26 protein-coding genes are annotated in these 24,512 nt (G+C 66.3%); 13 read left to right on the top strand and 13 right to left on the bottom strand.

Annotated elements, in window-relative coordinates:
* Window positions 1–271: 271 nt before the first annotated feature.
* Window positions 272–979 carry a pseudouridine synthase gene (locus tag ACW7G0_RS10670; RefSeq protein WP_456989602.1) on the bottom strand — a complete coding sequence of 236 codons (708 nt, stop codon included), beginning with the start codon at window positions 977–979 and terminating at the stop codon, window positions 272–274.
* Window positions 976–2,094: a class I SAM-dependent methyltransferase gene (locus ACW7G0_RS10665; RefSeq protein WP_456989601.1), complete on the bottom strand. Its 1,119-nt coding sequence runs from the start codon at window positions 2,092–2,094 to the stop codon at window positions 976–978. The genes ACW7G0_RS10670 and ACW7G0_RS10665 overlap by 4 nt, the downstream gene beginning before the upstream one ends.
* A 181-nt stretch (window positions 2,095–2,275) precedes the next feature.
* Between ACW7G0_RS10665 and ACW7G0_RS10660 the strand changes: the two genes are divergently transcribed.
* Window positions 2,276–2,533 (top strand): hypothetical protein, encoded by a 258-nt coding sequence (locus ACW7G0_RS10660; RefSeq protein ID WP_456989600.1) that lies wholly within the window; start codon window positions 2,276–2,278, stop codon window positions 2,531–2,533.
* 31 nt (window positions 2,534–2,564) lie between these two features.
* Here the strand turns inward: ACW7G0_RS10660 and ACW7G0_RS10655 are convergent, their stop codons facing one another.
* Together ACW7G0_RS10655 and ACW7G0_RS10650 are read right to left on the bottom strand one after the other, a co-directional pair.
* The gene (locus ACW7G0_RS10655; protein ID WP_456989599.1) at window positions 2,565–5,174 is read right to left on the bottom strand and encodes an ABC transporter permease; all 2,610 of its coding nucleotides are present in this window, start codon (window positions 5,172–5,174) and stop codon (window positions 2,565–2,567) included.
* Window positions 5,171–5,911, bottom strand: coding sequence for an ABC transporter ATP-binding protein (locus ACW7G0_RS10650; protein WP_456989598.1), 741 nt, complete (start codon window positions 5,909–5,911; stop codon window positions 5,171–5,173). The genes ACW7G0_RS10655 and ACW7G0_RS10650 overlap by 4 nt, the downstream gene beginning before the upstream one ends.
* Before the next feature lie 165 nt (window positions 5,912–6,076).
* Between ACW7G0_RS10650 and ACW7G0_RS10645 the strand changes: the two genes are divergently transcribed.
* The 3 genes from ACW7G0_RS10645 to ACW7G0_RS10635 all read left to right on the top strand — a co-directional run bounded on the left by ACW7G0_RS10645 (window position 6,077) and on the right by ACW7G0_RS10635 (window position 8,099).
* Window positions 6,077–6,700: an arylesterase gene (locus tag ACW7G0_RS10645; protein ID WP_456989597.1), complete on the top strand. Its 624-nt coding sequence runs from the start codon at window positions 6,077–6,079 to the stop codon at window positions 6,698–6,700.
* 134 nt (window positions 6,701–6,834) lie between these two features.
* Window positions 6,835–7,383: an RNA polymerase sigma factor gene (locus ACW7G0_RS10640; protein ID WP_456989596.1), complete on the top strand. Its 549-nt coding sequence runs from the start codon at window positions 6,835–6,837 to the stop codon at window positions 7,381–7,383.
* On the top strand, window positions 7,380–8,099 hold the full coding sequence (locus ACW7G0_RS10635; RefSeq protein WP_456989595.1) for a serine/threonine protein kinase: 720 nt from the start codon (window positions 7,380–7,382) through the stop codon (window positions 8,097–8,099). The genes ACW7G0_RS10640 and ACW7G0_RS10635 overlap by 4 nt, the downstream gene beginning before the upstream one ends.
* A gap of 189 nt (window positions 8,100–8,288) precedes the next feature.
* On the opposite strand, the gene ACW7G0_RS10630 is transcribed toward ACW7G0_RS10635, so the two are convergent.
* From ACW7G0_RS10630 to ku, 5 genes are all read right to left on the bottom strand, one after another.
* Window positions 8,289–9,050 carry a M23 family metallopeptidase gene (locus tag ACW7G0_RS10630; protein WP_456989594.1) on the bottom strand — a complete coding sequence of 254 codons (762 nt, stop codon included), beginning with the start codon at window positions 9,048–9,050 and terminating at the stop codon, window positions 8,289–8,291.
* 40 nt (window positions 9,051–9,090) lie between these two features.
* Entirely contained in the window at window positions 9,091–10,026 is a 936-nt protein-coding gene (locus ACW7G0_RS10625) for a L,D-transpeptidase family protein (protein WP_456989759.1), read from the bottom strand.
* A gap of 153 nt (window positions 10,027–10,179) precedes the next feature.
* Window positions 10,180–10,929, bottom strand: a complete 750-nt coding sequence (locus tag ACW7G0_RS10620) for a murein L,D-transpeptidase catalytic domain family protein (protein WP_456989758.1) — start codon at window positions 10,927–10,929, stop codon at window positions 10,180–10,182.
* 183 nt (window positions 10,930–11,112) lie between these two features.
* The gene (gene ligD / locus ACW7G0_RS10615) at window positions 11,113–13,581 is read right to left on the bottom strand and encodes a DNA ligase D (protein ID WP_456989593.1); all 2,469 of its coding nucleotides are present in this window, start codon (window positions 13,579–13,581) and stop codon (window positions 11,113–11,115) included.
* A gap of 12 nt (window positions 13,582–13,593) precedes the next feature.
* Entirely contained in the window at window positions 13,594–14,553 is a 960-nt protein-coding gene (gene ku / locus ACW7G0_RS10610) for a non-homologous end joining protein Ku (protein ID WP_456989592.1), read from the bottom strand.
* Between the two features lie 169 nt (window positions 14,554–14,722).
* On the opposite strand from ku, the gene ACW7G0_RS10605 reads away from it, so the two are divergent.
* Window positions 14,723–15,037 (top strand): DUF3247 family protein, encoded by a 315-nt coding sequence (locus ACW7G0_RS10605; RefSeq protein ID WP_456989591.1) that lies wholly within the window; start codon window positions 14,723–14,725, stop codon window positions 15,035–15,037.
* Between the two features lie 118 nt (window positions 15,038–15,155).
* Here the strand turns inward: ACW7G0_RS10605 and ACW7G0_RS10600 are convergent, their stop codons facing one another.
* Window positions 15,156–15,365 carry a cold-shock protein gene (locus tag ACW7G0_RS10600; protein WP_456963202.1) on the bottom strand — a complete coding sequence of 70 codons (210 nt, stop codon included), beginning with the start codon at window positions 15,363–15,365 and terminating at the stop codon, window positions 15,156–15,158.
* Window positions 15,366–15,654: 289 nt separating this feature from the next.
* On the opposite strand from ACW7G0_RS10600, the gene ACW7G0_RS10595 reads away from it, so the two are divergent.
* Window positions 15,655–15,918 carry a DUF3297 family protein gene (locus ACW7G0_RS10595; RefSeq protein WP_456989590.1) on the top strand — a complete coding sequence of 88 codons (264 nt, stop codon included), beginning with the start codon at window positions 15,655–15,657 and terminating at the stop codon, window positions 15,916–15,918.
* 47 nt (window positions 15,919–15,965) lie between these two features.
* On the opposite strand, the gene ACW7G0_RS10590 is transcribed toward ACW7G0_RS10595, so the two are convergent.
* Entirely contained in the window at window positions 15,966–16,757 is a 792-nt protein-coding gene (locus ACW7G0_RS10590) for a ZIP family metal transporter (protein WP_456989589.1), read from the bottom strand.
* A 202-nt stretch (window positions 16,758–16,959) separates the two neighbouring features.
* Here ACW7G0_RS10590 and ACW7G0_RS10585 point away from each other — a divergent pair, with 202 nt between their 5' ends.
* Window positions 16,960–17,727 (top strand): HipA family kinase, encoded by a 768-nt coding sequence (locus ACW7G0_RS10585; protein ID WP_456989757.1) that lies wholly within the window; start codon window positions 16,960–16,962, stop codon window positions 17,725–17,727.
* 10 nt (window positions 17,728–17,737) lie between these two features.
* Window positions 17,738–18,154, top strand: a complete 417-nt coding sequence (locus tag ACW7G0_RS10580; protein WP_456989756.1) for a DUF3037 domain-containing protein — start codon at window positions 17,738–17,740, stop codon at window positions 18,152–18,154.
* Here ACW7G0_RS10580 and ACW7G0_RS10575 read toward each other — a convergent pair.
* Window positions 18,144–18,905 carry an ABC transporter permease gene (locus tag ACW7G0_RS10575; protein ID WP_456989588.1) on the bottom strand — a complete coding sequence of 254 codons (762 nt, stop codon included), beginning with the start codon at window positions 18,903–18,905 and terminating at the stop codon, window positions 18,144–18,146. The genes ACW7G0_RS10580 and ACW7G0_RS10575 overlap by 11 nt on opposite strands.
* The gene (locus ACW7G0_RS10570) at window positions 18,902–19,843 is read right to left on the bottom strand and encodes an ABC transporter ATP-binding protein (RefSeq protein ID WP_456963198.1); all 942 of its coding nucleotides are present in this window, start codon (window positions 19,841–19,843) and stop codon (window positions 18,902–18,904) included. The genes ACW7G0_RS10575 and ACW7G0_RS10570 overlap by 4 nt, the downstream gene beginning before the upstream one ends.
* 192 nt (window positions 19,844–20,035) lie before the next feature.
* On the opposite strand from ACW7G0_RS10570, the gene ACW7G0_RS10565 reads away from it, so the two are divergent.
* The 5 genes from ACW7G0_RS10565 to ACW7G0_RS10545 all read left to right on the top strand — a co-directional run bounded on the left by ACW7G0_RS10565 (window position 20,036) and on the right by ACW7G0_RS10545 (window position 24,448).
* Window positions 20,036–20,752: a glycosyltransferase gene (locus ACW7G0_RS10565; RefSeq protein ID WP_456989587.1), complete on the top strand. Its 717-nt coding sequence runs from the start codon at window positions 20,036–20,038 to the stop codon at window positions 20,750–20,752.
* A gap of 99 nt (window positions 20,753–20,851) precedes the next feature.
* Complete coding sequence (locus tag ACW7G0_RS10560; protein ID WP_456989586.1) at window positions 20,852–21,781, top strand: alpha/beta fold hydrolase; 930 nt, start codon at window positions 20,852–20,854, stop codon at window positions 21,779–21,781.
* Window positions 21,778–22,362, top strand: a complete 585-nt coding sequence (locus ACW7G0_RS10555) for a hypothetical protein (protein WP_456989585.1) — start codon at window positions 21,778–21,780, stop codon at window positions 22,360–22,362. The genes ACW7G0_RS10560 and ACW7G0_RS10555 overlap by 4 nt, the downstream gene beginning before the upstream one ends.
* Entirely contained in the window at window positions 22,359–22,553 is a 195-nt protein-coding gene (locus ACW7G0_RS10550; protein WP_456963192.1) for a helix-turn-helix transcriptional regulator, read from the top strand. The genes ACW7G0_RS10555 and ACW7G0_RS10550 overlap by 4 nt, the downstream gene beginning before the upstream one ends.
* 200 nt (window positions 22,554–22,753) lie before the next feature.
* Complete coding sequence (locus ACW7G0_RS10545) at window positions 22,754–24,448, top strand: hypothetical protein (protein ID WP_456989584.1); 1,695 nt, start codon at window positions 22,754–22,756, stop codon at window positions 24,446–24,448.
* Window positions 24,449–24,512 lie beyond the last annotated feature (64 nt).

The raw sequence follows: 24,512 nt of genomic DNA, 5'->3' as shown, positions 1-24,512 counted from the left end.
TCTTCACCCCAAGCCATCGACCGATCAGCGGGAGGCGGGGTGTGGGGGTATTGCGGAAAGCAGGCCATGGATGGCCTGCGGCCCCGAGTCAGGGCAGGACGCCCTGACCGAGGGGTGTAGCAATCGCCCCCGCGCCCCGCCTCCCGCACCGCGAAGACAACCGAAGCCGCTCTGCTCTACGTTCCCGCCTTCGCGGGAATGACGAGCAAGAGCCGGGTTGTTTCAGATCTTTCCCGGCGCTGTTCTGACGCCTATCCGTACCGCATCGATATCAACCAGCAGCGCCAAACAACCGCTCCAGATCGTCCGCTCCAAGCACCCGCCACTCCCCCGCAGGCAGCCCGTCCAACTCCAGGCCGCCGACCCGGCTGCGGTGCAAAGCCTCAACGTGGTTGCCGACCGCAGCGAACATTCGCCGTACCTGGTGGTAACGGCCTTCGGTCAACGTAAGGTGCGCGGCGCGCGGGCCGGTCACTTCCAGAAGCGCGGGCGCGAGCGCGGTGGTTTCCGACTCCAGCAGCAACTCGCCGCTGGCAAACACCGTGGCCTCGTCGCCACGCAGGTCCTCGGCCAAGATCGCATCGTAAACCTTGCCGAGCCGGGCCTTGGGCGAGACGATCCGATGCAGCAACTGGCCGTCATCGGTCATCAGCAGCAAGCCACTGGTGTCACGGTCCAGCCGGCCTACCGACGACAACGATGGCGCCCGCAGGCGGAAGCGCGGCGGCAGCAGGTCGTAGATGACCCGGCCACGATCCTTGGTCGAGCAGGTGTAGCCGACCGGCTTGTGCAGCATCAGCGCCAGACCGGCAGGCGGATCGAGCGGCTCATCATCGACCCGGATCGTGTCCCGCTCGACCTTGTCGTCGGCGTACAGCACCTCGCCGGCCGCATCGGTGATGCGTCCCTCGCGGAACATCAGCGAAACCTGCTTGCGGCTGCCGTAACCCAGGTTCGCGATCAGCTTGACCAGCTTCACCGGGACTGCCTGCGCAACTCGCCGCGATTGAATGGCCTCGGCTTCGGTTCGGGCTTGACGGGCAGCGCCTTGATCGCCTCGATGATCTTGAAACCGTCGTTCTGGGCCACCGTGCGCACGCTGCCGAAGCTGTCGTTCAGCACTGATTCGTATGGCAGGTGGCGGTTGGCAACCAGCCACAGCCGGCCCCCGGGCTTCAGCGCCTCGGCCGCGACGGCGATGAAGCGACGACCGATGTCCGGCCGGTCGGCCCGGCCCTGGGTGTGGAACGGTGGATTGCTGACAATCACGTCGTACTGCGTCGGCAGGCCGGCGGTGACGTCGTGCCAATGGAAGCCAAGGCCCGCTGTCGTTTCTACTTCAGTGAGGTTGGTGCGGGCCAAGTCCAGCGCGCGCCCCTCGGCCTCATACAGGTCGATTGCGGTGATCCCCGGGCAACGTGCAAGCAACTCTGCCGACAGGTAGCCGAACCCCGCGCCCAGATCGGCGGCAACACCCGCCAGGTTGGCCGGCAACTGCTCGGCGAGCAAGGCCGAGGCCGGGTCGATGCGATCCCACGCGAACACACCCGGCCGACTGGTGAAGCGGTCGCCGGCGATCCGGCGTGGTGCATCCAGGCCCTGCCATTGCGCCAACAGCGTGGTGTCGAGCGACGCCGGGCTGTCGTCCACGTGCAACGGCGCGGTCCAGAACACCCGGCACTTGTTCTTGGTCAGGTTGCCCAACGCGCCGGCCAGCTTGCCAAGGTCGTCCTGGGCGGAGCGCGCACCCTCGTTGTTGCTGGCGCAGGCGACCACCCGCCCACCGGGGGCGACATGCTGGACCGCGCGCGCGTACAGCGCACGTGCCTCGTCTCGCTGGCGCGGTGGCAGTACCAGCACCAATGGGTAACGCGTGTCATCGTCGGGCTCGACCAGTGTCAGGCCCGCGTGCTGCAGTGCGTCGGCGTCGGGCTTGAAGCTCTGTTCGCAGACCAGGCCGGGCAACGGCCGCTGATGCAAGGGCTGGCCATCACGGGCGCGCAGGAATAAGACGCCCCCGCTGTCCGGCCACGACAACAGGCCTTGCGCGAACGGCAACAACAGGGTTTCCAGTGCGGGATCGTCGGCAGCCACGTCGCTTATTCACTACTTGGGGAAGGCGCGCAGTCTAGCGCGGCCCAACCATTCACGATCCTCCCAGCCAGGCAACGGTGTGCGCCACACCCCCATTTTTCGCCACGGCAACGGATAGTTCATTGCCACGCAACACCCGTTCAGCCACTCTGGAGCCTGGATCCAAACCGGAGCAGCACGCATGCGCGCACTTTTCGTTGGCGGCACCATCGACAACAGCGAGTTGGACATCGACGGCGAACCGCCGGTCCATTACCCGGAAAATACCGGTGCCGGCCGGCCACGCTACCGCCTGCATCAGATCGGAAAGCGCGATGGCGCCGTGGCTTATGCGGTGTATGCCGCGCCCGAGATGGCCGCCGATGAAGTGAAGCGCATCATCGACGAGCGCGACTACGCAAGGCGCTTTTCCGCTACCGAGCAGATATCGCCGCAGTAGCCTCGGCCAGCGAGGCCGGGACAGGCCAGCATCACCCTTGCAGCTCGCGCAAGGTCACCGAAGGCGGTGCGTCGAGCACCTTGCGGGTGGCAAACATGCCGGCCGCCAGCGCCGCCAGCATGCCCAACAGGGCGCCCACGGCCGCCATGCCCCAGTTGGCCTGCCACGGCAGGTCAAACACCTGCACGGCGATCACGCCGGCCAGCACCGAGGCGGCAACCGCAGCCACCACACCTGCCAACAAGCCGATCGCGGCGAACTCGGACGCCTGCGCCAACCGCAACTGACGCCGGCTGCCGCCCAGCACCCGCATCACCCCGCCTTCGAGCAAACGCTCGTCCTGGCTGGCACTGACCGCGGCCATCAATACCAGCAGGCCCGCCAGCACCGAGAACCAGAACACCACTTCGACCACGGTCGAGACCTGATCGGCGATGTCCCGGACCTGGGCCAGCACCGCATCGATATCGATCACGCTCAGGTTGGGGAACCGGGCAACCAGTTCCGCGGTAAAGCGCGGGTGCGCCGGCGATACGCTGACCGCGGTGATGTGACTGGCGGGAAATCCGTCCAGCGCGCCGGGCGAGGCGATCACGAAGAAATTGGGCCGGAAACTTTCCCAGTCGACCTCGCGAAAGCTGGTGATGGTGGCGCCCAGGCGCTGGCCGGCAATATCAAAGACCACCTGGTCGCCAATCTGCCAACCCAGCGATTCGGCATAACCCTGCTCCACCGACAACTCCGGCGCGGCAGTAGGCGTGGCGCCCCAGAAGCTGCCGGCGACGACGCGGTTGTCATCGCGCAACGTGGCGGCGGTAGACAGGTTGAACTCGCGATCAGCGCGGCGGCGTGAGCGCCCGCGGTCACCGTCAGCGGCTTCGCTGGTGTCGAGGCCTGCATCGTCGCTCGACTTGTCGGCAAGGTAATCCTCCCCGGAGACCGGTTCGCCGTTGTGCGTAAGCAGGCGCCCGCGAACCATCGGGTACAGCGTCGGTGCGGCAAGGCCCTGGTCGGTGATGAATGCACGCACCGGATCGACCTGGTTGTCCTGCACGTTGATGATGAAGCGGTTGGGCGCCTCGGCGGCCAGTTGCAGTTGCCAGCGGTCGAGCAAGTCGGTGCGCACGAAGGTCAGCAGCAACAGCGCCATCAACCCGAGCCCGAGCGAGGCGATCTGGGCGATGCTGGTGGTGGGGCGACGACTGACGTTGGCCAGGCCATAGCGCAGGCTCCCGCGCAAGCGCGAACGCAGCCGCCGCAGCAGCACGATCAGCCCCCATGCCAAGATCGCCAGCACCGCGAAGGTGACCATGATGCCGACCAGCATCGCGGTGCCGAGGACGGCCGAACCGGCTTTCCACCACAGCAGCGCGCCCAGTCCGATCAACCCGGCCAATGCCACCAGCCAGGCGCTGGGCTCGGTCGGGTCGAGGTCGCGACGCAACACCCGCAGCGCCGGCACCCGGCGCAATGCGAGCACCGGCGGCGCGCCGAACGCGAGCAGCACTACCAGACCGACCCCGTAACCCTGCAACGCCGGCAGCCAGCTGGCGGGCGGAATGGTCATGCCGAGCACCGGCGCCAGCCACAAGCCGACCCCCCATTGGAGTGCGAATGCCACGGCAACGCCGATGGTGCTGGCGAGCAGGCCGAGCAGCACCAGTTCGCCGATGTGGACGCCAGCCAGGACGGTCTGGCTGGCACCGAGGCAGCGCATCACCGCGGTGCCCGACAAGTGCCGTTCACTGTGCTGGCGTGCGGCCATCGCCACCGCAACGGCAGCCAACACCACCGATACCAGCGCCGCCAGGCCGAAGAAACGGCCGGCGCGATCCAGCGCGGAGCGGATCTCCGGTCGTGCATCACTGGCGGTTTCGAGTCGCTGGCCACGAGCCAGCGCCGGCTTGGCTTCGCGCACGAAGCGCTCGACCTCACCCGCCTCGCCGGCCACCACCAGGCGGTAGCCGATCCGGCTGCCTTCCTGCACCAGGCCGGTCTCTGCCAGGTCACCAAGGTTGAGAAACACCTTGGGCGCAACGTTGAAATAATCCAGTGCCGCGTCAGGCTCGGCGACTACCAGTGCGGACAGGGTCAGTTGTAGTTCGCCGAGGCTGACCCGGTCGCCAATACCTGCGTCGAGGATGTTGGCGCCGGCGCGACTCAGCCAGACCGTGCCACGCGCGGGCACCGCCGCCGCATCCCGCTCGATGCCATCGGCAGCGACGATGCGGAACGTCCCGCGCAACGGAAAACCGTCGCCGAGCGCACGCAAGTCACCAAGCCGCAGCCGCGCATCATTGCCGTCGCCGACACCGATCATGGTGTTGAGCTCGACCGTGTGGGTGCGCTGCAGTCCGGCCGCCGCCTGTTCGATTGCCGCACCGATCGGCGCATCCCCACGCACCACGGCGTCACCACCGAGCATGCGGTTGGCTTCGATCGCCATGGCCCGGTCCGCGCGATCGGTGATGAAACCGACCGCGGTCACCGCCAGTACCGCCAGCACCAGCGCGGCCAGCAGGATGCGCACATTCCCCGACCTGAGGTCACGGCGCATCTGTCGCCAGGCCATCGCCAGCAGCTTGACCGGTCCCAGGCCGGGGCGGGCATTGGCTGAGGCGCCGTTGCGAACCCGGCTCACGCGACGACGCGCTCGTCGGCGACCAACTCGCCGCCGTCCAGCCGCAGCCGGCGGCTGCAACGTGCAGCCAGGTGGTCGTCGTGGGTGACCAGCACGAGTGTGGTGCCGGCCTCGGCGTTGAGCGCAAACAGCAGGTCGATGATCGACTGCCCGGTGTGGCTGTCGAGGTTGCCGGTCGGTTCGTCGGCAAACAGCAACGAGGGCTCGGTCACGAACGCGCGCGCCAGTGCAACGCGCTGCTGCTCGCCGCCCGACAGTTGTCGGGGGTAGTGGCCCAGCCGCTCACCCAGGCCGACCTTGCGCAAGATGGTCTGCGCCGGCACTTCGACCTCGGCATCGCCGCGCAACTCCAGCGGCAGCATCACGTTCTCCAATGCCGTCAGGGAGGGCAGCAGCTGGAAGTTCTGGAACACGAAACCGACCTTCTCGCCCCGCACCCTGGCCCGTCCATCCTCATCCAGTGTCGACAGCGACTCGCCGTCGAGGGTGACACTGCCGCTGCTGGGGATGTCGAGGCCCGCCATCAACGAAAGCAGGGTGCTCTTGCCGGAGCCCGACGCGCCGACAATGGCGACCGTGTCGCCTTGGCCGATGGTAAAGCCGATGCCATCCAGGATGGTCAGCGGCCCGGAGGGCAATTGCACCCGCTTGCCGAGCCCGATAACGTCGAGCGCGGCGGGTACGGAAGTGGCAGGCATTGATACGCTGGCAAGCTGGGAAACGCGGTGATCGGCCATGATGGATCCTGTGGCGGCGCCCTTGCCGCGCGCATGGCGGCAGCGACAGGAGACGGATGGATGAATGGTTTGGCGAGCAACGTGACGTGCCACCCGAGGCACAGATATGCGGCATGGTGGGGTTTGATTCAATGTGCCATCGGTTTGACCTCGGTGCTGCTGGCCGTGCTTTTCATCGCAAATGTCGCCCCCGCCCATGCCAGCCTGGCCGCTCCGGCCGCCGCCAATGGACCTGGAGACCCCCGTACGGTGCTCGTGATGGGCGATTCCCTGTCGGCCGCTCATGGCCTGTCCACCGCCCAGGGCTGGGTCGCCCTGACCGCCGAACGGATCGCCGAGCGCAAGCCCGGCTGGCGGGTCGTCAACGCCAGCATCAGTGGCGAAACCAGCGCCGGTGGCGCGGCACGTATCGTCGGTGCGCTGGTACGCCATCGTCCCGAGGTCGTCATTATCGCGCTGGGTGCCAATGACGGCCTGCGCGGGCTGCCGACCGACCTCACCGCCGCCAACCTTGCCCGCATGATCGGTGCCGCCCACGGCGCCGGCGCGAAAGTGTTGCTGATCGGCATGCAGATGCCACCGAACCTGGGCGCCACCTACACCAAGGCATTTGAACAGAACTACCGCACCCTGGCCGAGCGCTTCGATGTCGCCCTGCTGCCGTTCCTGCTGGAGCCGATTGCACTTGATCGCGACGCCTACCAGGCCGACAACTTGCACCCGGTGGCCGCCGCACAGCCCAAGTTGCGCGACCACGTGTGGACGAAGCTCGCGCCGTTGCTCGACTAGCGTCGCGATGTGACCGTCCCCTTGTAGGAGACCATTCAGTCGGCTGGAAGAACCCCGCACGAAGTTATGGTCGGCGATCCGGCTCGTGGGCATCCACGGTGTGATATTTCTCGCGTCGACGCGAATCACCTTGCATGGACACCGCAACGGACCCGACCGTCATCGCCACCGAAATCGCATCCACACAGGAACGATTCGCCGCGCTGCTCGACCAGCACCGCGGGATCGTGCTGAAGGTCGCTCACGGTTATCGCCGCGATCCGGAAGACCGCCGCGATCTGGTGCAGGACATCAGCATCCAGGCTTGGCGCGCGTTCTCCGCGTTCGACCCGTCGCGCAGCCGGTTCTCGACCTGGCTGTACCGGATTGCGCTGAACGTCGCGATCTCGCAGGTGCGCAGCACCCGCCTGCGCCAGCGTTACCACGCCCCGCTCGATGACGACGCGATCGCCGCCCTGCCCGACCCCACGGCGCGCGACACGCACGAAGCCGATGCCGATGCCGGCATCCGCGCGTTGTACGCAGTGATCGACCGGCTCGATCCACTCAATCGCGCGCTGATGCTGTTGTACCTGGACGAACGCAGCCAGCGTGAGATCGCCGAGATCCTCGGCATCAGCGAGAGCAATGTCGCGACCAAGATCGGTCGCCTCAAGCAGCGCATCCGCAACGATCTTGCGTGAATCCGACAACCCGGCGTGACGGCCACGGTCGCTATGCCCACTACGAGGAATCCTCCATGGAACTCGACGACTTCAAGCTGGCCTGGCAGACCCTCGACCAGCGCCTGCAGCAGCACAACGCTCTTGGTCTTCAACTGCTGCGCGAACGTGGCCTGGATCGGGCCCGCAAGCACCTGCGACCGCTCTGGTGGGGTCAGGTCGCACAGATGCTGTTTGGCCTGGCGTGCGTGCTGCTCGGGGCGACCTGCTGGAACCTGCACACCGACCAGCCACCGTTGCTGGTGGCCGGCATCGTGGTACACGCCTACGGCATCGCGACGATGATTGCCGGCGGCGTCACCCTCGGCCTCATCGGAAAGATCGACTACGCCGCGCCGGTGGTCCGCATCCAGAAGCAGTTGGCGAAGCTGCGACGGTTCTACATCGCCAGCGGGGCGGCGGTCGGGCTGGCGTGGTGGGTGCTGTGGGTGCCGTTCCTGATGGTGCTCGCCGGACTGGATCGCAATGCCGAAGGACTGGCGTGGTTGCAGTCGTGGGTCTACATCAGCCTCGCGTTCGGCTTCGCCGGCTTGCTGGCAACGTGGTGGTTCCATCGCTGGTCGCGCCACCCCAGCCGACCGCGACTGACCAAGGCGATGGACGACAGCGTCACCGGCGGCAGCCTGCTGCGGGCACAGGCACGAATCGACGAGATCGAACGGTTCGAGCGTTCGTGATCCGTTGCTCATGTAGGAGCGGCTTCAGCCGCGATCGTGGAGTTGGCGCGGGCGACCGATCATCCGATCGCGGCTGAAGCCTNACCGCAATCGACCTGTATGAGGCCGAGGGGCGCGCGCTGGACTTGGCCCGCACCAACCTCACTGAAGGATCATCCGATCGCGGCTGAAGCCGCTCCTACAAGGCGGTTACAGGGACTGCTTGCCGGCGAGGATGGGATAGGGGTTGATCGCGGTGCCTTCCCACCAGCGTTTCTCGGGACCGAGCACGAAGATCGCGAAGTGCAGGTGCGGGGCGTCCTCGCTGGCGTTGCCGGTGCTGCCGACGTAGCCGATCACCTCGCCCTGCTTCAGCACTTTGTCTTCCTCAAGCCCGGCCGCGTAGCGGTCCAGATGGGCGTAGTAGTAGGCATAGCGGCCACTGGGTTCGAACTGGTAGATCGTCAGCCCGCCCGGGACGCTTGTGAACAGTTTTTCGACCTTGCCGTCGGCCGCCGCCAGCACCGGGGTGCCGCGCGGCGCCATGATGTCGATCGCCTCGTGTACCCGGCCCTGGCCGCGGGCGTCATCGAAAGTGTTGTCGAGCTGGGTCGGTTTGATGCCCCGCACCGGAACAATCAGGTCCGCGCCGGTGGTGGCCTCCGTCGGTACCGATGCCGATGCCGATGGAGGTGCGGTGGAGAGCGGCGGCGACAACAGCGGCGTGTCAATCCGTGCCGATGGCGGTACGACCGGTTGCCGGGCGGGGTCGGGTTGCTGCGTGGGGTCGGCCGTGCGCGGTTGCATGGTCGTCGTCGATGACGCGGACGCGGGTGCCGGCTCAGCATGCTGGCTGCGTTCGCGCTCGAACATCACCGCTGCGTCCGTATCGGCGTCGTCCCCGGTCATCACGAAATACACGGCGTTGGCCCCAATCAGCAGCCCGGCGAGGAACACCAGCAGCGCTTTCATCGGCCACCCCTGCGCTTGGTGACAAACCGCATCGTCGTGGTCATTCGCGCAACACCGCCTGCGTCCCCGGGACCACCGCCTCGGCCAGCGCGCGGGCGCTCCAGTTGGTCATCCGGATGCAGCCGTGCGACTGGGTCTTGCCGATCGTCGACGGCACCGGCGTGCCGTGGATGCCGTAGTGCTCCTTCGACAGGTCTATCCAGACCACGCCGACCGGGTTGTTCGGGCCGGCGGCGATCTCGGCCTTCTGGTGGCTCGGGTCGGCATCCCAGAACAGATCGGGGTTGTAGTGGAACGGCGGATCCTTGGCGACGCCCTTGATCGTCCACTCGCCGATCGGCAGCGGGTCGTGCGAGCTGCCCATCGTGGCCGGCCACTGCGCAAGCGTCTTGCCGGCGTCGTCGACCAGCATCACCACCGAGTCGGACTGGTCGACCACGACCTTGCCGCCTTCCGGCAACGCGGTCGTGGTGACATTCGGCACCAGCCAGGTGGCGCCCGCTTCAACCGCGGCGCCCGGATTAAGCCGCTGCAGCAATGCCGGGCTGGCGTGGAACCGTTCGCCCAGCGCCTCAAGCGCGGAGCCGTAGCCGAGGTGGTCGAGTTTGGCCTTGGCTTCCATGTCGGTCGGGATGGCCACGAACGGCCCGGCGACGTCGGCCGCGGCCAAGGTGTAACGCACGACGGCGTCGACGGTGTCGGCATTGAGCGCGGCCCAGGTCTCGGTATCGATCGTGCCGGTCGGATCGAGCTCGCGGCTGCGCTGGAAGCCTTCGATCGCGCGGCGGGTGTTGGAACCGAAGCCGCCATCGATCTCGCCCGGCGAGAAGTGCGCGCGGTCGAGCAGGATCTGCGCACGCAACACTGCCGCGCTGGCGGCGTCGACGTCGGATCCCACGGGTGCCTGGAGGGTAGCGTCGTTGACACTGGCGGCATCCAGCGGATCGGTTTCGGTGGCCGACGTTGTCGATGCCATTGCCGGCGCCTTGTTGTCCTGCGTGTCCTGCGTGTCCTGCGCGCTTGCGACCAGCGGAGACAGGGCCAGCGCACAGGTCAGCACCAGCCATCGGCGCCGGTGGACATGGATGGAGGTGGACGGATGCGGGTCTGAAATCACGGCAATCTTCCGTTATCGAGTGCCCTCGATCCTGCTGGAGCCTTGTTCGCGGTTGCGTGAAAGCCGATCGCCAGCCTTGCTCGCAACTGAAGCGATCGCCCCGTCCGGCTCACCCTCACCCGCACAGCCGAGGAAGCGCGAGCCTTTGAGCCACTCCATGTCGGGGTAGTAGGCGAACAGCAACTGGCCGCCCTTGAGGCTGTCGATCACCTCGCGGACAACGCCGCTGCGCAGCGCGGGGCAGCCGAAGCTGCGACCCAGCCGGCCCTGCCGCAGCGCCTGCACCGGGTCGACGTAATCGGCGCCGTGGATCACGATCAAACGCTCACGCGCGTGGTCGTTGACGCCGGGTTCCAGGCCATCCATCCGCAGCGAGTAGCCGTGGCCACCGATGTAGGTCTCCGCGGTACTGAACAAGCCCAGGCTCGACTGCAGGCTGCCCTCGGTGTTGGAGAACTCGGTCGCGAGGTTGGCCCCGCTGTGCTTGCCGTGAGCGACGTGCTCTACGTACAGCAGACGCGCATCGGCCAGCGCGAACACCCACAGCCGCGGCTCGGTCGATGGCCGCGAATAGTCGATCACCGCCAGCCGCTGGACCGGGTCCACCGTGCCACTGCCGACCGCACACCGCTGCGCCTGCACCGCGAGCGCCAGCACCTCCGGATCGGCCTCCGGCGCGGCGCGCGCGAGGCGTTCGGCGAGGGTGGGTTGCGGCGGCACGGACACCGCCGGCGACGGCACGGCGGACGCCCCGGCAGGCATCACGGCGGGCGCGACCGGTGGCGCGCTGGTGCAGCCGGGCAACAACGCCACCAGCAGCACCGTGGACAGCCATGCCAGGCGGCGGGCCAGTGCGCGTGGCGATGCCGGGTTGGTCGAGCGTGAACTCATCCTTCACATTTTATCGACCGACGCATGTACGCGACTGAACGGCGCTGAACGACGTCAGGCCAGCGCGACCAACTTCTGCCGGGTCGCCTTGTCCCAGCCATCCCAGGGGTCCGTGCGCAGGCTCGCCGCACGCCGCAGGGCGCGCGCCATGGTGTAGTCGGCGCCCGATCGGGTGCGGCCGAGTTCCTCCCAGCGCAATGGCATCGCCACCCCCGCGCCGGGGCGTGCGCGCAGCGACCAACTGGCGACGCTGGTCGCGCCACGACCGTTGCGCAGCCAGTCGATGAAGATCACCCCGCGCCGCTTGGCCTTGGACGCGGTGGCGACGTACTTGCCTGGCGCCCGGGTCGCCATCGCATCGGCGAACGCCTCGCAGAACCCCTTGGCCTCGGCCCAGTCCGGTCCCGGCGCGATCGGCACCACCACGTGCAGGCCCTTGCCGCCCGTCAGTCGCAGGAAACTGGCCATGCCGATCTCCGCCAGCCGGTCGCGCACGTCGCGCGCGCCGGCGCGGACGGCAGCCCACGCCACGCCCTCGCCGGGATCGAGGTCGAACACCAGCCGGTCGGGGCGTTCCATATCGTCGATCCGCGCCCCCCACGGATGCAGCTCCAGCGTGTTCATCTGTACCAGGTCGAGCAGGCCGTCGGCGTCCTCGATGTAGACGTAGTCCTCGTGACCGCCGCCCTTTTCCTTGATCGCCACCGCGTGCACCGCGTCACCCAGGGCGTTGGCGTGGTGCTTCTGGAAGAAGCACTGGCCGCTCAGGCCTTCGGGGCAACGCAACAGTGAAAGCGGACGTCGCGCGACCTCGGGCAACAGCCGTGCGGCGACGGCGCGGTAGTAGTCGGCGACCTGTTGCTTGGTGATCTTCTCCGCCGGGTAGACCAGCTTATCCGGGCTACTCAGCCTGCCAGTGCCCATGGTTTCCACACCCTTTTCCATGTCCTTCACCTCTTTGTCCTCGCGCAGGCGCAGGAAGCTGGCCTGGCGCAGCAGGCCCTCCTTGCCCCATCCGCGGAATGCCAGTTCGGCCACCAGCCGCGGCGTGACCCAGGTCACCTCGCGCGGCGAAAACGGGATGTGGCCTGGCAAGGTCACGGTCGGTTCCTTGCGCGCAAGCTTGCGCAGGCGCGCTGTCATGTCGCGCAATCGCGCGTCGTCGAAGCCGGTGCCAACCCGGCCGACGTACTTCAGTCGTCCCGACTCGCGGGTCGCCATCAGCAACGAACCGAAGCCGACCCGCGACCGCTTGGGCGCAGTGAAGCCGACGATGACGAACTCGTCGGTCTGCGCGTGCTTGACCTTGAGCCAGCTGCGCGAGCGTCCCGGCGTGTAGTGCGCATCGATCGCCTTGCTGATGATGCCTTCCATCTGCTGGGCCTTGCTGGCGGCGAACACCTCGGCGCCATGGCCGACGATGTGCCGGCTGTAGGCGAGCGTTCCGTTCGTTCCGATGCCGGCCAGCAGTTGTTCCAGCAATGCCTTGCGATCCTCCAGGCGGGTGCCGGCAAGGTCGATCCCGGCAAGCGTCGGCAGGTCGAACAGCACGTAGCGCAGGGTCGCGTTTGCGGTGCCCTGGATCGTGTGTTGCAGCGCGCTGAAACTGTTGTGCCCCTTCGCGTCAAGCGCGATCAACTCGCCATCGAGGCTGGCATCGGTCGCGCCGAGCGACTCCAGCGCGGCGACGATGTCGGGATAGTCGGCGGTCCAGTCCAGGCCGTTGCGCGAGCGCAGGCTGGCCTTGCCGGCGTCGATCCGGGCCAACAGGCGATAGCCATCCCATTTCAGCTCGTGCAGCCAGTCATCGCCGGTCGGAGGCGACTCGCGCAGGGTCGCCAATTGCGGGGCGACCTTGGTGTCGCCCCGCAGCGGCCTGGCACCGGCCAGCGCGGTGGCGCGCGCGCTCCAGTCGACCTTTCGTCGGCGGGGGGACTTCATCGCGGGACTTTTCTTCGCGGGCTTCGCCGGAGCCGAAGGTCGCCGTCCCTTCCAGCCCCGTGGGGTCGCGCCCTCAACCAGGTCATCGGATTCCAGGTCGGCGGCGTGTTCGTCGTCGCGCTTGATCAACAGCCACTGCGGCTTGCTCGCCGGCTTGGCGGTGCGCACCAGCTTCCAGCCGCCGCCGAGCTTGCCACCATGCAGGACGAAGTCGATCTTACCGGCCGCCAGCGCCTCCAGCGGGTTGCCATCGCAACTCCAGACGCCGTGGTCGAACACGTCGACGTGGCCGGCGCCGTAATGGCCCTCGGGGATGTCGCCCTCGAACGAGGCGTACTCCAGCGGGTGGTCCTCGACCTCGACCGCCAGGCGCTTCTCGCCGACCCGCAGCGAGGGCCCCTTCGGCACCGCCCAACTCTTCAACGCGCCGTCCATCTCCAGCCGGAAGTCGTAGTGGCGAACGCTGGCATGGTGCAGCTGGACGACGAAGATCGGCCGCTTGCCGCGCCGGCGCCGGGCGTCATCGGCCGGCTCGGGCGTGGCGTCGAGGCGGCGCTTGCGGGCATAGTCGCGCAGGCTCATGCCGACGGCGGCCTAGGCGGCCTTGCTGCGCTTCTTCACCGCTTTCTTCGCCGCCTTCTTCGTCGCTTTCTTCGCGGCCTTTTTTGCCGGCTGCTTCACGGCGGATTTTTTGGCGACCTTCTTGGCGGTCTTGCCGGTCGCCTTCTTCGCCACCGACTTCTTCGCCGGGGTGCGTTTGTTCTTGGCGATGCTTTGCTGCAGCAACTCCATGAAGTCGACCACGTTGGTGGTGGCGTGCTCCTCGACCTCCGGTTCCTCGTCGCCGTGGTGGACCACGCCCTTGTCCTTCATCCGCTTGGCGATGACCTCGTGCAGGCGATGGCGGAATTCGTCCTGGTAGCTTTCGGGCTCCCAGTCGCCCGACATGGTCTCGATCAACTGCTCGGAGAACTTCAGCTCCTTGGGCGTGATCCGGTAATCCCCGGCCTTGCCCTCGGGAATGCGGTACTCGTCGATGTCGACCAGTTCCTGCGGGTAGCGCATCATCAGCAACAGCAATGCATCGCCCTGCGGCATCACCGCGCACAGGCTCTCGCGGGTACGGATCACGACCCGCGCAATACCGATCCTGCCGGTGCTGGCCAGCGCTTCGCGCAGCAGCACGTAGCCCTTCTCGGCCTTCTTCGCCGGGACCAGCACATACGGTTTCTCGAAGTACTGCGGGCCCACCGAGGCGACATCGACAAACGCCTCCACTTCGATGGCGTCATGGCTTTCCGGTGCCGCCGACTTGATGTCGCCCGGGTCCAGCACGACGTAGTTGCCCTTGTCGTACTCGAACGCCTTGACGATGTCCTTCCAGGCGACCTCCTCGCCGCTGTCCGCGTTGACCCGCTCGTAGCGGATCGGGGTGTTGTCCCGCGCGTCGAGCATGCGGAACGAGATGTCGGTCTTGCGCTCGCCCGACATCAGCGACACCGGGATGTTGAGCAAGCCGAACGACAACGTTCCAGACCAGATGGGGCGGGCCATGACGGGCTCCTGCGTGGCGACGGACGGTGGGCCATGGAGTATTGAAAGTCCGGCGTGATGCGCGTGTCGAGTCCGCCAGGCACAGGCAATCGCTTCGTGCGGCCCCGTTCACCACGACGTTGCGCTGTCGAAGCTAGGGTTGGACTGGAACCCCACTCGAGCTATCAACATGTCCCGCATCGCCTATCGGGTCCACACCGCACCTGCCGAAATCACCCGCCTTCAACAACTCATCGCGCAGCTGACCGGCGGCGCACATGTGGCATTGCAGATGGAGGACGGCAGCGAGGTCCTGGGTATCGTGGTGGTGCAACCCAGCGCCCAGGCGTTCTTCGATCACGATGGCACCGAAGGCACCAACGCCATGGTCCGTCTGGTCCAGCCCGGGATGTACCAGCCCGAGCGCGCCGGCTGGCGTGACGTCTGGGTGGACCGGATCCAGTCCATCAACCGGATCGACCCATGCCCGGTGTTGCCAAGCTGATCAGTGCGACCTGCGAGGTTTCCGCACGGGTCGGACCGCTCCCAAAAGAAAACCCGGCCGAGGCCGGGTTTTCCTGATATCTCGTGTGGTCGCCGAGGCGACTACAGTTGATCGACGCTTAGACCGCTTCTACCGCGTCAGCCTGCAGTCCCTTCTGGCCCTGGGTGACGGTGAAGGTGACCTGCTGGCCTTCCTGCAAGGACTTGAAGCCCTGACCCTGGATCGCGCGGAAGTGAACAAACACGTCCTCGCCATTCTCACGGGAAATGAAGCCAAAGCCCTTGGCATCGTTGAACCACTTGACGGTACCGGTTTCACGGTTCGACATTTTCTTGCTCCTTGGAACAGTTTTTGAAATACCGCTTTCGCGGCGGTTGTGCTGATTGCAAGGAGTAAGCGAGGTGCAACGATGTAGCGGATCAAGGATCTACAGCATCGGGCCACGATTCACGGTGACCCTGACAAACAGCAAGCGCACCGTAACGGCACTGGCGACGGATTGCAATACCCCTGTTCGGCCCGGGCGCGTTTCGTTCACAATGGCATTCCAGCTATCACTCCAATACCACGCTTGGCCGCCATGCTGGCCGTCAATCCGCCCATCCAGAGCCATCCTCATGACTGACCCGCAGACCCCACCCGACCGCCTTGCCGCCAACCCGCGCAGCCCGTACTACGACGCAGAGCCGTTCGAACGCGGCATCGGCATCCGCTTCAACGGCGAGGAAAAAACCAACGTCGAGGAGTACTGCGTGAGCGAAGGCTGGGTACGCTTGCCGGTCGGCAAATCGCTGGACCGCCGCGGCAATGCGATGACGATGAAGTTCAACGGGACGGTCGAGCCGTACTTCCTGGACGCCGAAACCCCGCCAGCGGAATGACAGGCCCGGGTCGGCGCCCGATCAAGCGTCAGGCCCACCGCTCCCCGTCAGGCCATCGCGGTGTCCAGCACCATCATCAACACGAAGCCCACCATCAAGCCGGTGGTGGCGAAGTTCTCGTGACCCTGCCGGTGTGATTCGGGGATGATCTCGTGGCTGACCACGAACAGCATCGCGCCAGCGGCGAAACCCAACCCCACCGGCAACAGCAACGGCATGCTCATCAGCAGGCTGGCTCCCAGCACCGCGCCAACCGGTTCGATCAAGCCTGACGCCATGCCGACCCACACCGCACGCTTGCGGTCGTAACCCGCAGCAATCAGCGCGATCGCCACCACCAGCCCCTCGGGAATATCCTGCAGCGCGATGCCGGTCGTCAGCGCCAGTCCATGCTGGAAGTCAGACGCATAAGCGGCCCCGATGGCCAGGCCTTCGGGCAGGTTGTGCAGGCAGATCGCGAACACGAACAGCCAGGTACGCTTGAGCCGCGTTGATGCCGGCCCTTCCGGACCCTTGATGAAGTGCTCATGGGGGATCAGCCGCTCCAACGCCATGATCAGTCCGGCGCCCAGCAGGATCGCCGCGCCCACCATCCATCCGGCGCTCCAACGGCCCGCGCCGGCTTCACGCGCGGCCTCGATCCCCGGCAACACCAGCGAAAATGCACTGGCGGCCAGCATCACCCCGGCGCCGAAGCCCAACAAGGCATCCTGGGTGCGCTGCTCGATCCGGCTCGCGAACCACGCCGGCAACGTGCCGATCGCCGTCGCGGCCGCGGCCACCGTGCCGCCCGCGAACGCCGCGAGCACCGGGTTCGCCTCAAGCGTGGACAGGAGCATCGTCGCCTCGTTGGTTCATTCCCGACCGCCTTGCTGATGAGCCGACAACGGATGGCGGCGACGATGGTTGCCTGAAACGATGCCGGCGAACCTGCAGCGTACGACGGTTTACGGGCTGGATAAAGTTCACACTGCCAGCTTCCGGAGCCCGGGTACTTTACGCTGGCAATCCTGCCCTCCAGGACCGACCAATCCGATGCAGCTGCGAACCGTCAACACCACCCGCTATGTCACCCCGTTGCGCGAGGGCGGCTCGCTGCCGGCCGTAATCGAAGCCGATGACGAGGGCATGTATGTGCTCAAGTTCCGCGGCGCCGGCCAGGGTCCCAAGGCATTGGTGGCGGAGCTGGTGGCCGGCGGTATCGCGAAGCTGCTGTCGTTGCCGATACCCGAGATCGTGCTGGTGGAGCTGGACCCCGAGCTGGCGCGCACCGAACCCGATCCCGAGATCCAGCACCTGATCCGCGCCAGCGCCGGCCTCAACCTGGCGCTGGACTACCTGCCGGGCGCGATCAACTTCGATCCGGTCGCCGATCAGCCGGAGGCCGATCTAGCCTCGCGCATCGTCTGGTTCGATGCCTTCACCAGCAACGTCGACCGCACCTGGCGCAACACCAATCTGATGACCTGGCACGATCGGCTGTGGCTGATCGACCACGGCGCGGCGCTGTACTTCCATCACGGCTGGGACGGCTCCAACGCCAATGCCGGCAGCGCCTTCCCGATGATCAAGGAGCACGTGCTGCTGCCGCTGGCCGACTCGATCGCCCATGCCGATCACGAGCTCGCGCCCCACATCACCCGCGAGGCGCTGGAGGTGATCCTGGCCGCCGTCCCGGACAGTTGGCTGATCAGCGACGGCCCGCTGGCCGAGCCGGATGCGCACCGGGCCGCCTACGTCGAGCACTTCCTCCAGCGGCTGGCGCAACGCCAGCGTTTCGTCGAGGAGGCCATCCGTGCACGACGCTGAACATACGGCAATGGAGCCGCAGCCCCTGCACACCTACGACTACGCGGTGATCCGGGTAGTGCCGCGGGTGGAGCGCGAGGAATTCATCAATGTCGGCGTGGTCCTGTCCTGCCCGGCGACCGCGTTCCTGCAGGCCCGCATCGAATTGGACGAGTCCCGACTGCTCACACTGGCCCCGTCGATCGATCTGGCCTCGGTGCGGCGCCACCTGTCAGCGTTCACCACTATCTGCAGCGGCGGGCCGGGCAGCGGACCGATCGGTGCGCTGCCGGCGCGTGCACGCTTCCACTGGCTCACCGCGCGGCGCAGCTCGATGATCCAGACCTCACCGGTGCATCTGGGCCGCTGCCCCGATGCCGCGGTCGCGCTCGAGCACCTGCTGGCGCAGATGGTACGGGTGTTGCCGAAGCCGCCGGTCAGGCCTTGAGCTTCCAGCCGGTCTTGAAGATCCACCACACCGCAACCAGGCACGCCGCCAGGAACCCCAGGATCACCGCGACACTGATCCCGACATCAACGTCCCCCGCTCCGTAGAAGCTCCAGCGAAAGCCGCTGACCAGGTACACCACCGGGTTGAACAGGGTGATCGTCTGCCACACCGGTGGCAGCATCTTGATCGAGTAGAACGCACCGCCCAGGAAGGTCAGCGGCATCACCACCATCAGCGGAATCACCTGCAGCTTCTGGAAGTCGTCGGCCCACAGCCCGATGATGAAACCGAACAGGCTGAAGGTGACCGAGGTCAGCAGCAGGAAACACACCATCCAGAACGGATGGGCAATCTCGTAGGGCACGAACACCCGCGCGGTGATCAGGATCAGGATGCCGACCAGCACCGACTTGGTCGCCGCCGCACCGACATAGCCCAGCACCACCTCGACATAGGACACCGGCGCCGACAGCAGCTCGTAGATGGTGCCGGCCCATTTGGGCATGTAGATCCCGAACGAGGCGTTGGAGATGCTTTCGTTGAGCAGCGACAGCATCAGCAAGCCGGGAATGATGAAGGCGCCGTAGCTGACCCCGTCGATGTCACCCATGCGCGAGCCGATCGCCGCGCCGAACACCACGAAGTACAACGAGGTCGACAGTACCGGGGAGGCGATCGACTGGGTGATGGTGCGGAAGGTACGCGCCATCTCGAAGCGGTAGATCGCGCGGACACCGTGGATATTCATGCGCGCACCTGCTGGTTCGACTGCCGCACCAGGTGGACGAAGATGTCCTCGAGCGAGCTCTCGCTGGAATGCAGGTCCTTGAAATCGACGCCCTGCTCGGCCAGTTGCCGCAGCACGCTGGCGATGCCGGTGCGCTCGGACTGCACATCGAAGGTGTAGACCAGCGACGCGCCATCCTCCGCCAGCTCCAGCGGCAGCGCCGACAGCCCCTCGGGGATGCGTTGCAGCGGCTCCTGCAGGGTCAACGTCAGCTGTTTCTTGCCAAGCTTGCGCATCAGCGCGTCCTTGTCCTCGACCAGGATCAACTCGCCCTTGAGGATCACCCCGATGCGGTCCGCCATCTGCTCTGCCTCCTCGATGTAGTGGGTGGTCAGGATGATGGTGACGCCTTGCTCGCGCAGGCGATGGACCATCTGCCACATGTCGTGGCGCAGCTCGACATCGACGCCGGCGGTGGGCTCGTCGAGGAACAGGATCTGTGGCTCGTGCGCCAGTGCCTTGGCGATCAGCACCCGGCGCTTCATGCCACCCGACAGCGCCAGGATCTTGCTGTCCTTCTTGTCCCACAACGACAGCTCGCGCAGCACCTTCTCCAGGTGCGCCGGATCGGGCGCCTTGCCGAACAGGCCGCGACTGAAACGCACGGTCGACCACACGCTCTCGAACGCGTCGGTCGACAGCTCCTGCGGCACCAGGCCGATCTTGCCGCGCGCCGCGCGGTAGTCGGCGACCACGTCATGGCCGTCGGCCAGCACCGTGCCGCTCGTCGGGTTGACGATGCCGCAGATGATGCTGATCAAGGTGGTCTTGCCGGCGCCATTGGGCCCAAGCAACGCGAAGATCTCGCCCTTGCGGATATCGAGGTTGATGCCCTTCAGCGCTTGGAAGCCGGAGGCGTAGGTCTTGTCGAGGTTGCGGACGGAGATGATTGGTTGCACGCGTGTTCCGGTGGCGGCGCCAGGGACGGTGATCGTAGCGCCATGTGGAGTGCAGGTTAGCGGGCTGCGGGCTGCGGTTAAACCCCGATCCGGAGGAAGCAACATCCCGCCCACGGGACACTCGGCGTCGGCCGGCTCAGACCGCGGCTCAGACCGTCCGGAGACGACGCAGCCGTATGCAACGATGGAGGCATGATTTCCTTCATCGTCCCGGCCCATGACGAGCAGCGGTTGATCGCCGACACGCTCGACGCGATCCACGCCAGCGCGCGCGGGGTCGGACTCCAGATCGAACGCGATTACGAGATCATCGTCGTCGTCGACGCATCCAGCGACCGGACCGCCAACATCGCCACCGAGCATGGCGCGCGGGTGATCCACGTCTCTCATCGACAGATCGCCGCTACCCGCAACGCCGGTGCAGCCGATGCGCGCGGCGAATGGCTGTTCTTTATCGACGCCGACACGTTGATCAACCCCGACTACCTGGCTACCGCGCTCACCGCGATGCGGCGCGGAGCGGTCGGCGGTGGCGCAGGCGTGAAGCTGCTGGGCAAGGCGGCGCTGCACGAGCGGATCGGGCAGGTAATGCTGATCCACGTCTTCCGCTGGGTGGGCGTGACCCCGGGTTGCAGCCTGTTCTGCACCCGCGCCGCGTTCGATGCGGTCTGCGGTTTCGATGAGACCTACTACGCCGGCGAGGATGTCGCGATGGGCCGTGCACTGGCCCGACACGGACGCCTGGTGATCCTGAAGGAGGTGGTGATGACCTCGGCGCGCAAGTTGCGCACCCATACCCTCGGCGAACAGTTGCGACTGCTGGCCCGGTTCCTGTGGCGTGGCCGGAAGATGCTCCGGTCACGACACGAGTTGGGCATGTGGTACGGCAAGCGGCGGGACGAGCCCTGAAGGCGACTGGCGGAAAACTTCATGTAAAGCATGCTTGACATATGCGATGGCCACTCCTACTGTTCGTGTCAAGCAACCTTTACATAGACGGAGCCGCCCATGCACCCGCTGATCCCACTTGCATTGCTTTCCCTGCTGGCGTTGCCCGCAGTCGCCCGGCCGGCCGCCGAGGTGGCGGTGTCGGCTGATGAAACCTTCACCATCGGCACCTTGCGCGTGCAACAACACGGCGTCAGCGGCCAGCCAGTGGTCCTGATTCCGGGGTTGGCCAGCGGAGCATGGGTCTGGGACGACACCATCGCCCACCTGCGCGATTCCCACGTGGTCTACGCTGTGACCCTGGCGGGCTTTGACGGTGTGCCCGCGCCGCAGGGTGATGAAAGTTATTTTGATCGCGCTGCCGAATCGCTGGTCGAGCTGATTGACTCGCGCAACCTCGAGCAGCCGGTGCTGATCGGCCACAGCCTCGGCGGCACGCTGGCGCTGGATATAGCAAGCCGCCACGCCGACAAGCTGGCCGGCGTCGTTGCCGTCGACGGCCTACCCGTGTTCCCCGGGTTCGAGCGGCTGTCTGCCAGCGACCGACAGGCCCATGCGAAACAAATCGGCGCGCAGATGGCGAAGGCCAATGCCGAGCAGTTCCAGGCCATGCAACTGGGCTACATGCAGGCCATCGGAGTGATTGATCCAGCCCTGGCGATGAAAACCGCGACCTTGACTGCGCGCAGCGATCCCGCCGCGACTGGGCGCTACGCCGCCGAAGACCTGGCACTGGACCTGCGCGACCGGCTATCGGCCGCGACGGTGCCCATCCTGGAGATATCGCCCTACAACGCACCGGACTTCAGCGCCCCGCCAATGGTGATGAGCGAGACTGAGAAGGTCGATTACTACCGGCAACTGCTCGCCGGCGCGCCGCAGCTGGACGTGGTGTCCATCTCCCCGTCCCGGCACTTTGTGATGCTCGACCAGCCACGGAAGTTCCTCGAGACCGTGGATGATTTCCTCGCCACACTGGTGTCGCCATGACTGCATGGAACAAGCTGACCAATCGCAATTTCATGTTGGCTATCGGCCTGGTCGCCACGGCCACGGGTATCGCACTGCTCTTCGCGGGTTGGCTGATCGGCCATGGGACACTGCTCTACGGAGGCGTTGTCTGCTGTGGCACCGGCGCAATCTGGCTGGTGTGCGCACGGTGGACCAACACCGACCGCATGCGCACTGTTGATCGGCGCTATGCGCGTGAATTCTTCCTCGCCATTGGAAGCTACATGGCCATCATGCTGCTGGTCTGGCCAATGCTCGAATACGTGCAGGGCACAGCGGCGCGGGCCCTGATCGCCCTGTCTCCGGTCCTTCCAGTGGTGTTCATCGGTCGGTCGGTGATGCGTCGGGTTCGCGACGGCGATGAGCTGGAGCGGCGGATATTCCTGGAGGCTGCGGCCATCGCCGGGTTGACGGTCGGCGTACTGAGCATGGCCGCCGCTTTCCTGCAGACCGCGGGTCTCGTTCACCTTCACGGCGGCTTGATGTGGGTATTTCCCGGCCTGTTTGCGGTGTTCGGCATCGCGCTGTGGTGGACCAAGCGACGGTATCGCGAAGAATGAAAAACCACCTGCGCACGTTGCGTAATCAGCAAGGATGGTCGCAGGCCCACCTGGGCGAGCAACTGGATGTATCGAGGCAGACCATCATCGCGATCGAGACCGGCAAGTACGATCCCAGCTTGCCGTTGGCGTTCAAGATTGCGCAGTTATTCGACTTGCCGATCGAATCGATCTTTATTCCCGGGCCGTGATCGGATCAACCACGGCAGCGCCTGCGATGGATGCCCTCGTCACCGGACGGACTGTTGCTGGTGTCCCAGGTCCATTGGAGGGCGTGGCACTGGCGTGATTTTTGCTTGCTTTTCCTTGTGGGTTCGCCCTCGAATATTGCACTTGCGGTCGACTTCTCGCAGGCGTAGAAAAGATTCAGGGGGAGCTTCGGAGGCTCACCATGAACCGATCCCATCACTCCGCCCTGTTCGCCGCCGCGATCACCCTCGCCGCCGCCTGCACCGGCCCGCACGATGGTCCCGCGGCCACTGTGCAAGCCGCCTCACCACCGGAGCTCGCACTCGGGGTCAACCTGCTCGAAGGGCTCGGCGACTACCATTTCGCGGTCACCAGCGACCACCCCGAGGTGCAGCGCTGGTTCGACCAGGGCCTGATGCTCACCTACGGTTTCAACCACGACGCCGCCGAACGGTCGTTTCTGCGCGCGACCGAACTCGATCCGAAATGCGCGATGTGCTGGTGGGGTGCGGCTCTCGTACTTGGGCCACACGTCAACGCGGCAATGGACCCGGAAAACACTGCGCGCGCCTGGGAGCGCCTGCAAAAGGCACGCTCACTCGCACCCGAGGCCAGCACGCGCGAACAGGCCTTCATCAAGGCCCTGTCGGCGCGCTACGCCGATAGCCCGCCCGCGGACCGTGGTCCGCTCGACGAGGCCTACGCCGATGCCACTCGCGTGCTGATACACGAACGTCCCGAGGACCTCGACGCCGCCACCCTCCACGCCGAGGCGCTCATGGACCTGCAGCCGTGGAACTACTACGACGCCAAGCGGCAGCCGAAGGGCAACACCCGTGAGATCGTCACGACGCTGGAATCGGTGATCGAACGCAACCCAGACCATCCAGGCGCGCTGCATCTGTACGTGCACGCGGTAGAAGCGTCCGACAATCCACAACGCGGGGTCGTTGCCGCCGATCGCCTGCGCGAATTGATCCCCGGCTCCGGCCACCTGGTCCACATGCCCGCTCACATCTACTCGCGGGTCGGCCGCTGGCACGACGCGGTGATCGCCAACCAGCGCGCGATCGAGGCCGACGACGCCTACCTGGCGCTGTGCCGCGGCAACACCGGCGGCGTCTACCCGCTCGGCTACGTACCGCACAACCACCACTTCCTGTGGTTCGCCGCAAGCATGGAGGGTAACAGCGAGATCGCCCGCACCGCCGCGCTGGAGACCGCCGAACGCACTCACCTGCCCGAGCTGATGCGCCAGCCGGGCTTCGCCGCCCTGCAGCACTACTGGATGACGCCGTGGTTCGATCGCGTGCGTTTCGGCCGCTGGGAAGAGATCGTCGGCCAGCCCAACCCGGCACCGGACCTGCCGTACGTCAGCGCGATCTGGCATTACGCCGAAGGCACTGCGGCGGCGCGGCAGCAGCGCGCCGCCGATGCACAACGCCACCTGGCCGCGTTGCGCACGCTGGCCGATGACCCGAGCATGGAGACGCTGATGGTCTGGGACCGTTATCCGCTCAGCCACGCCGTGCGTATCGCCGAGCGCAGTCTCAGCGCCGAGGTGGCGAACGCGAGCGGTGACCTCGATACCGCGATCATCGCGCTGCGCGAGGCGGCCGTGACCGAGGACGCGATCCCCTACGATGAGCCGCCGGGCTGGCACGCGCCGGTACGCCATACGCTGGGCGCGTTGCTGCTGGCCGCCGATCGTCCGGTGGAAGCCGAGGCGGTGTATCGGGAGGAACTGGAACGCAACCCGGCCAACGGCTGGTCTCTGCATGGCCTGTCGCAAAGCCTGCAAGCGCAGAAGCGCCCGAGCGATGCCGCAGAGGTTGAACGGCAGTTCGCGCAAGCGTGGCAGCACGCTGATGTGGAACTGCTGGCGTCACGGCTGTAAGCCGATCCATCGCACGGTCACAACGCGTGGTTGTCCGGCGAAACGACGCCGGTCGGCGCAACCA

It is taken from the genome of Lysobacter sp. A286, from assembly GCF_054052105.1.
This window is presented reverse-complemented; position numbering and strand designations above follow the sequence as displayed.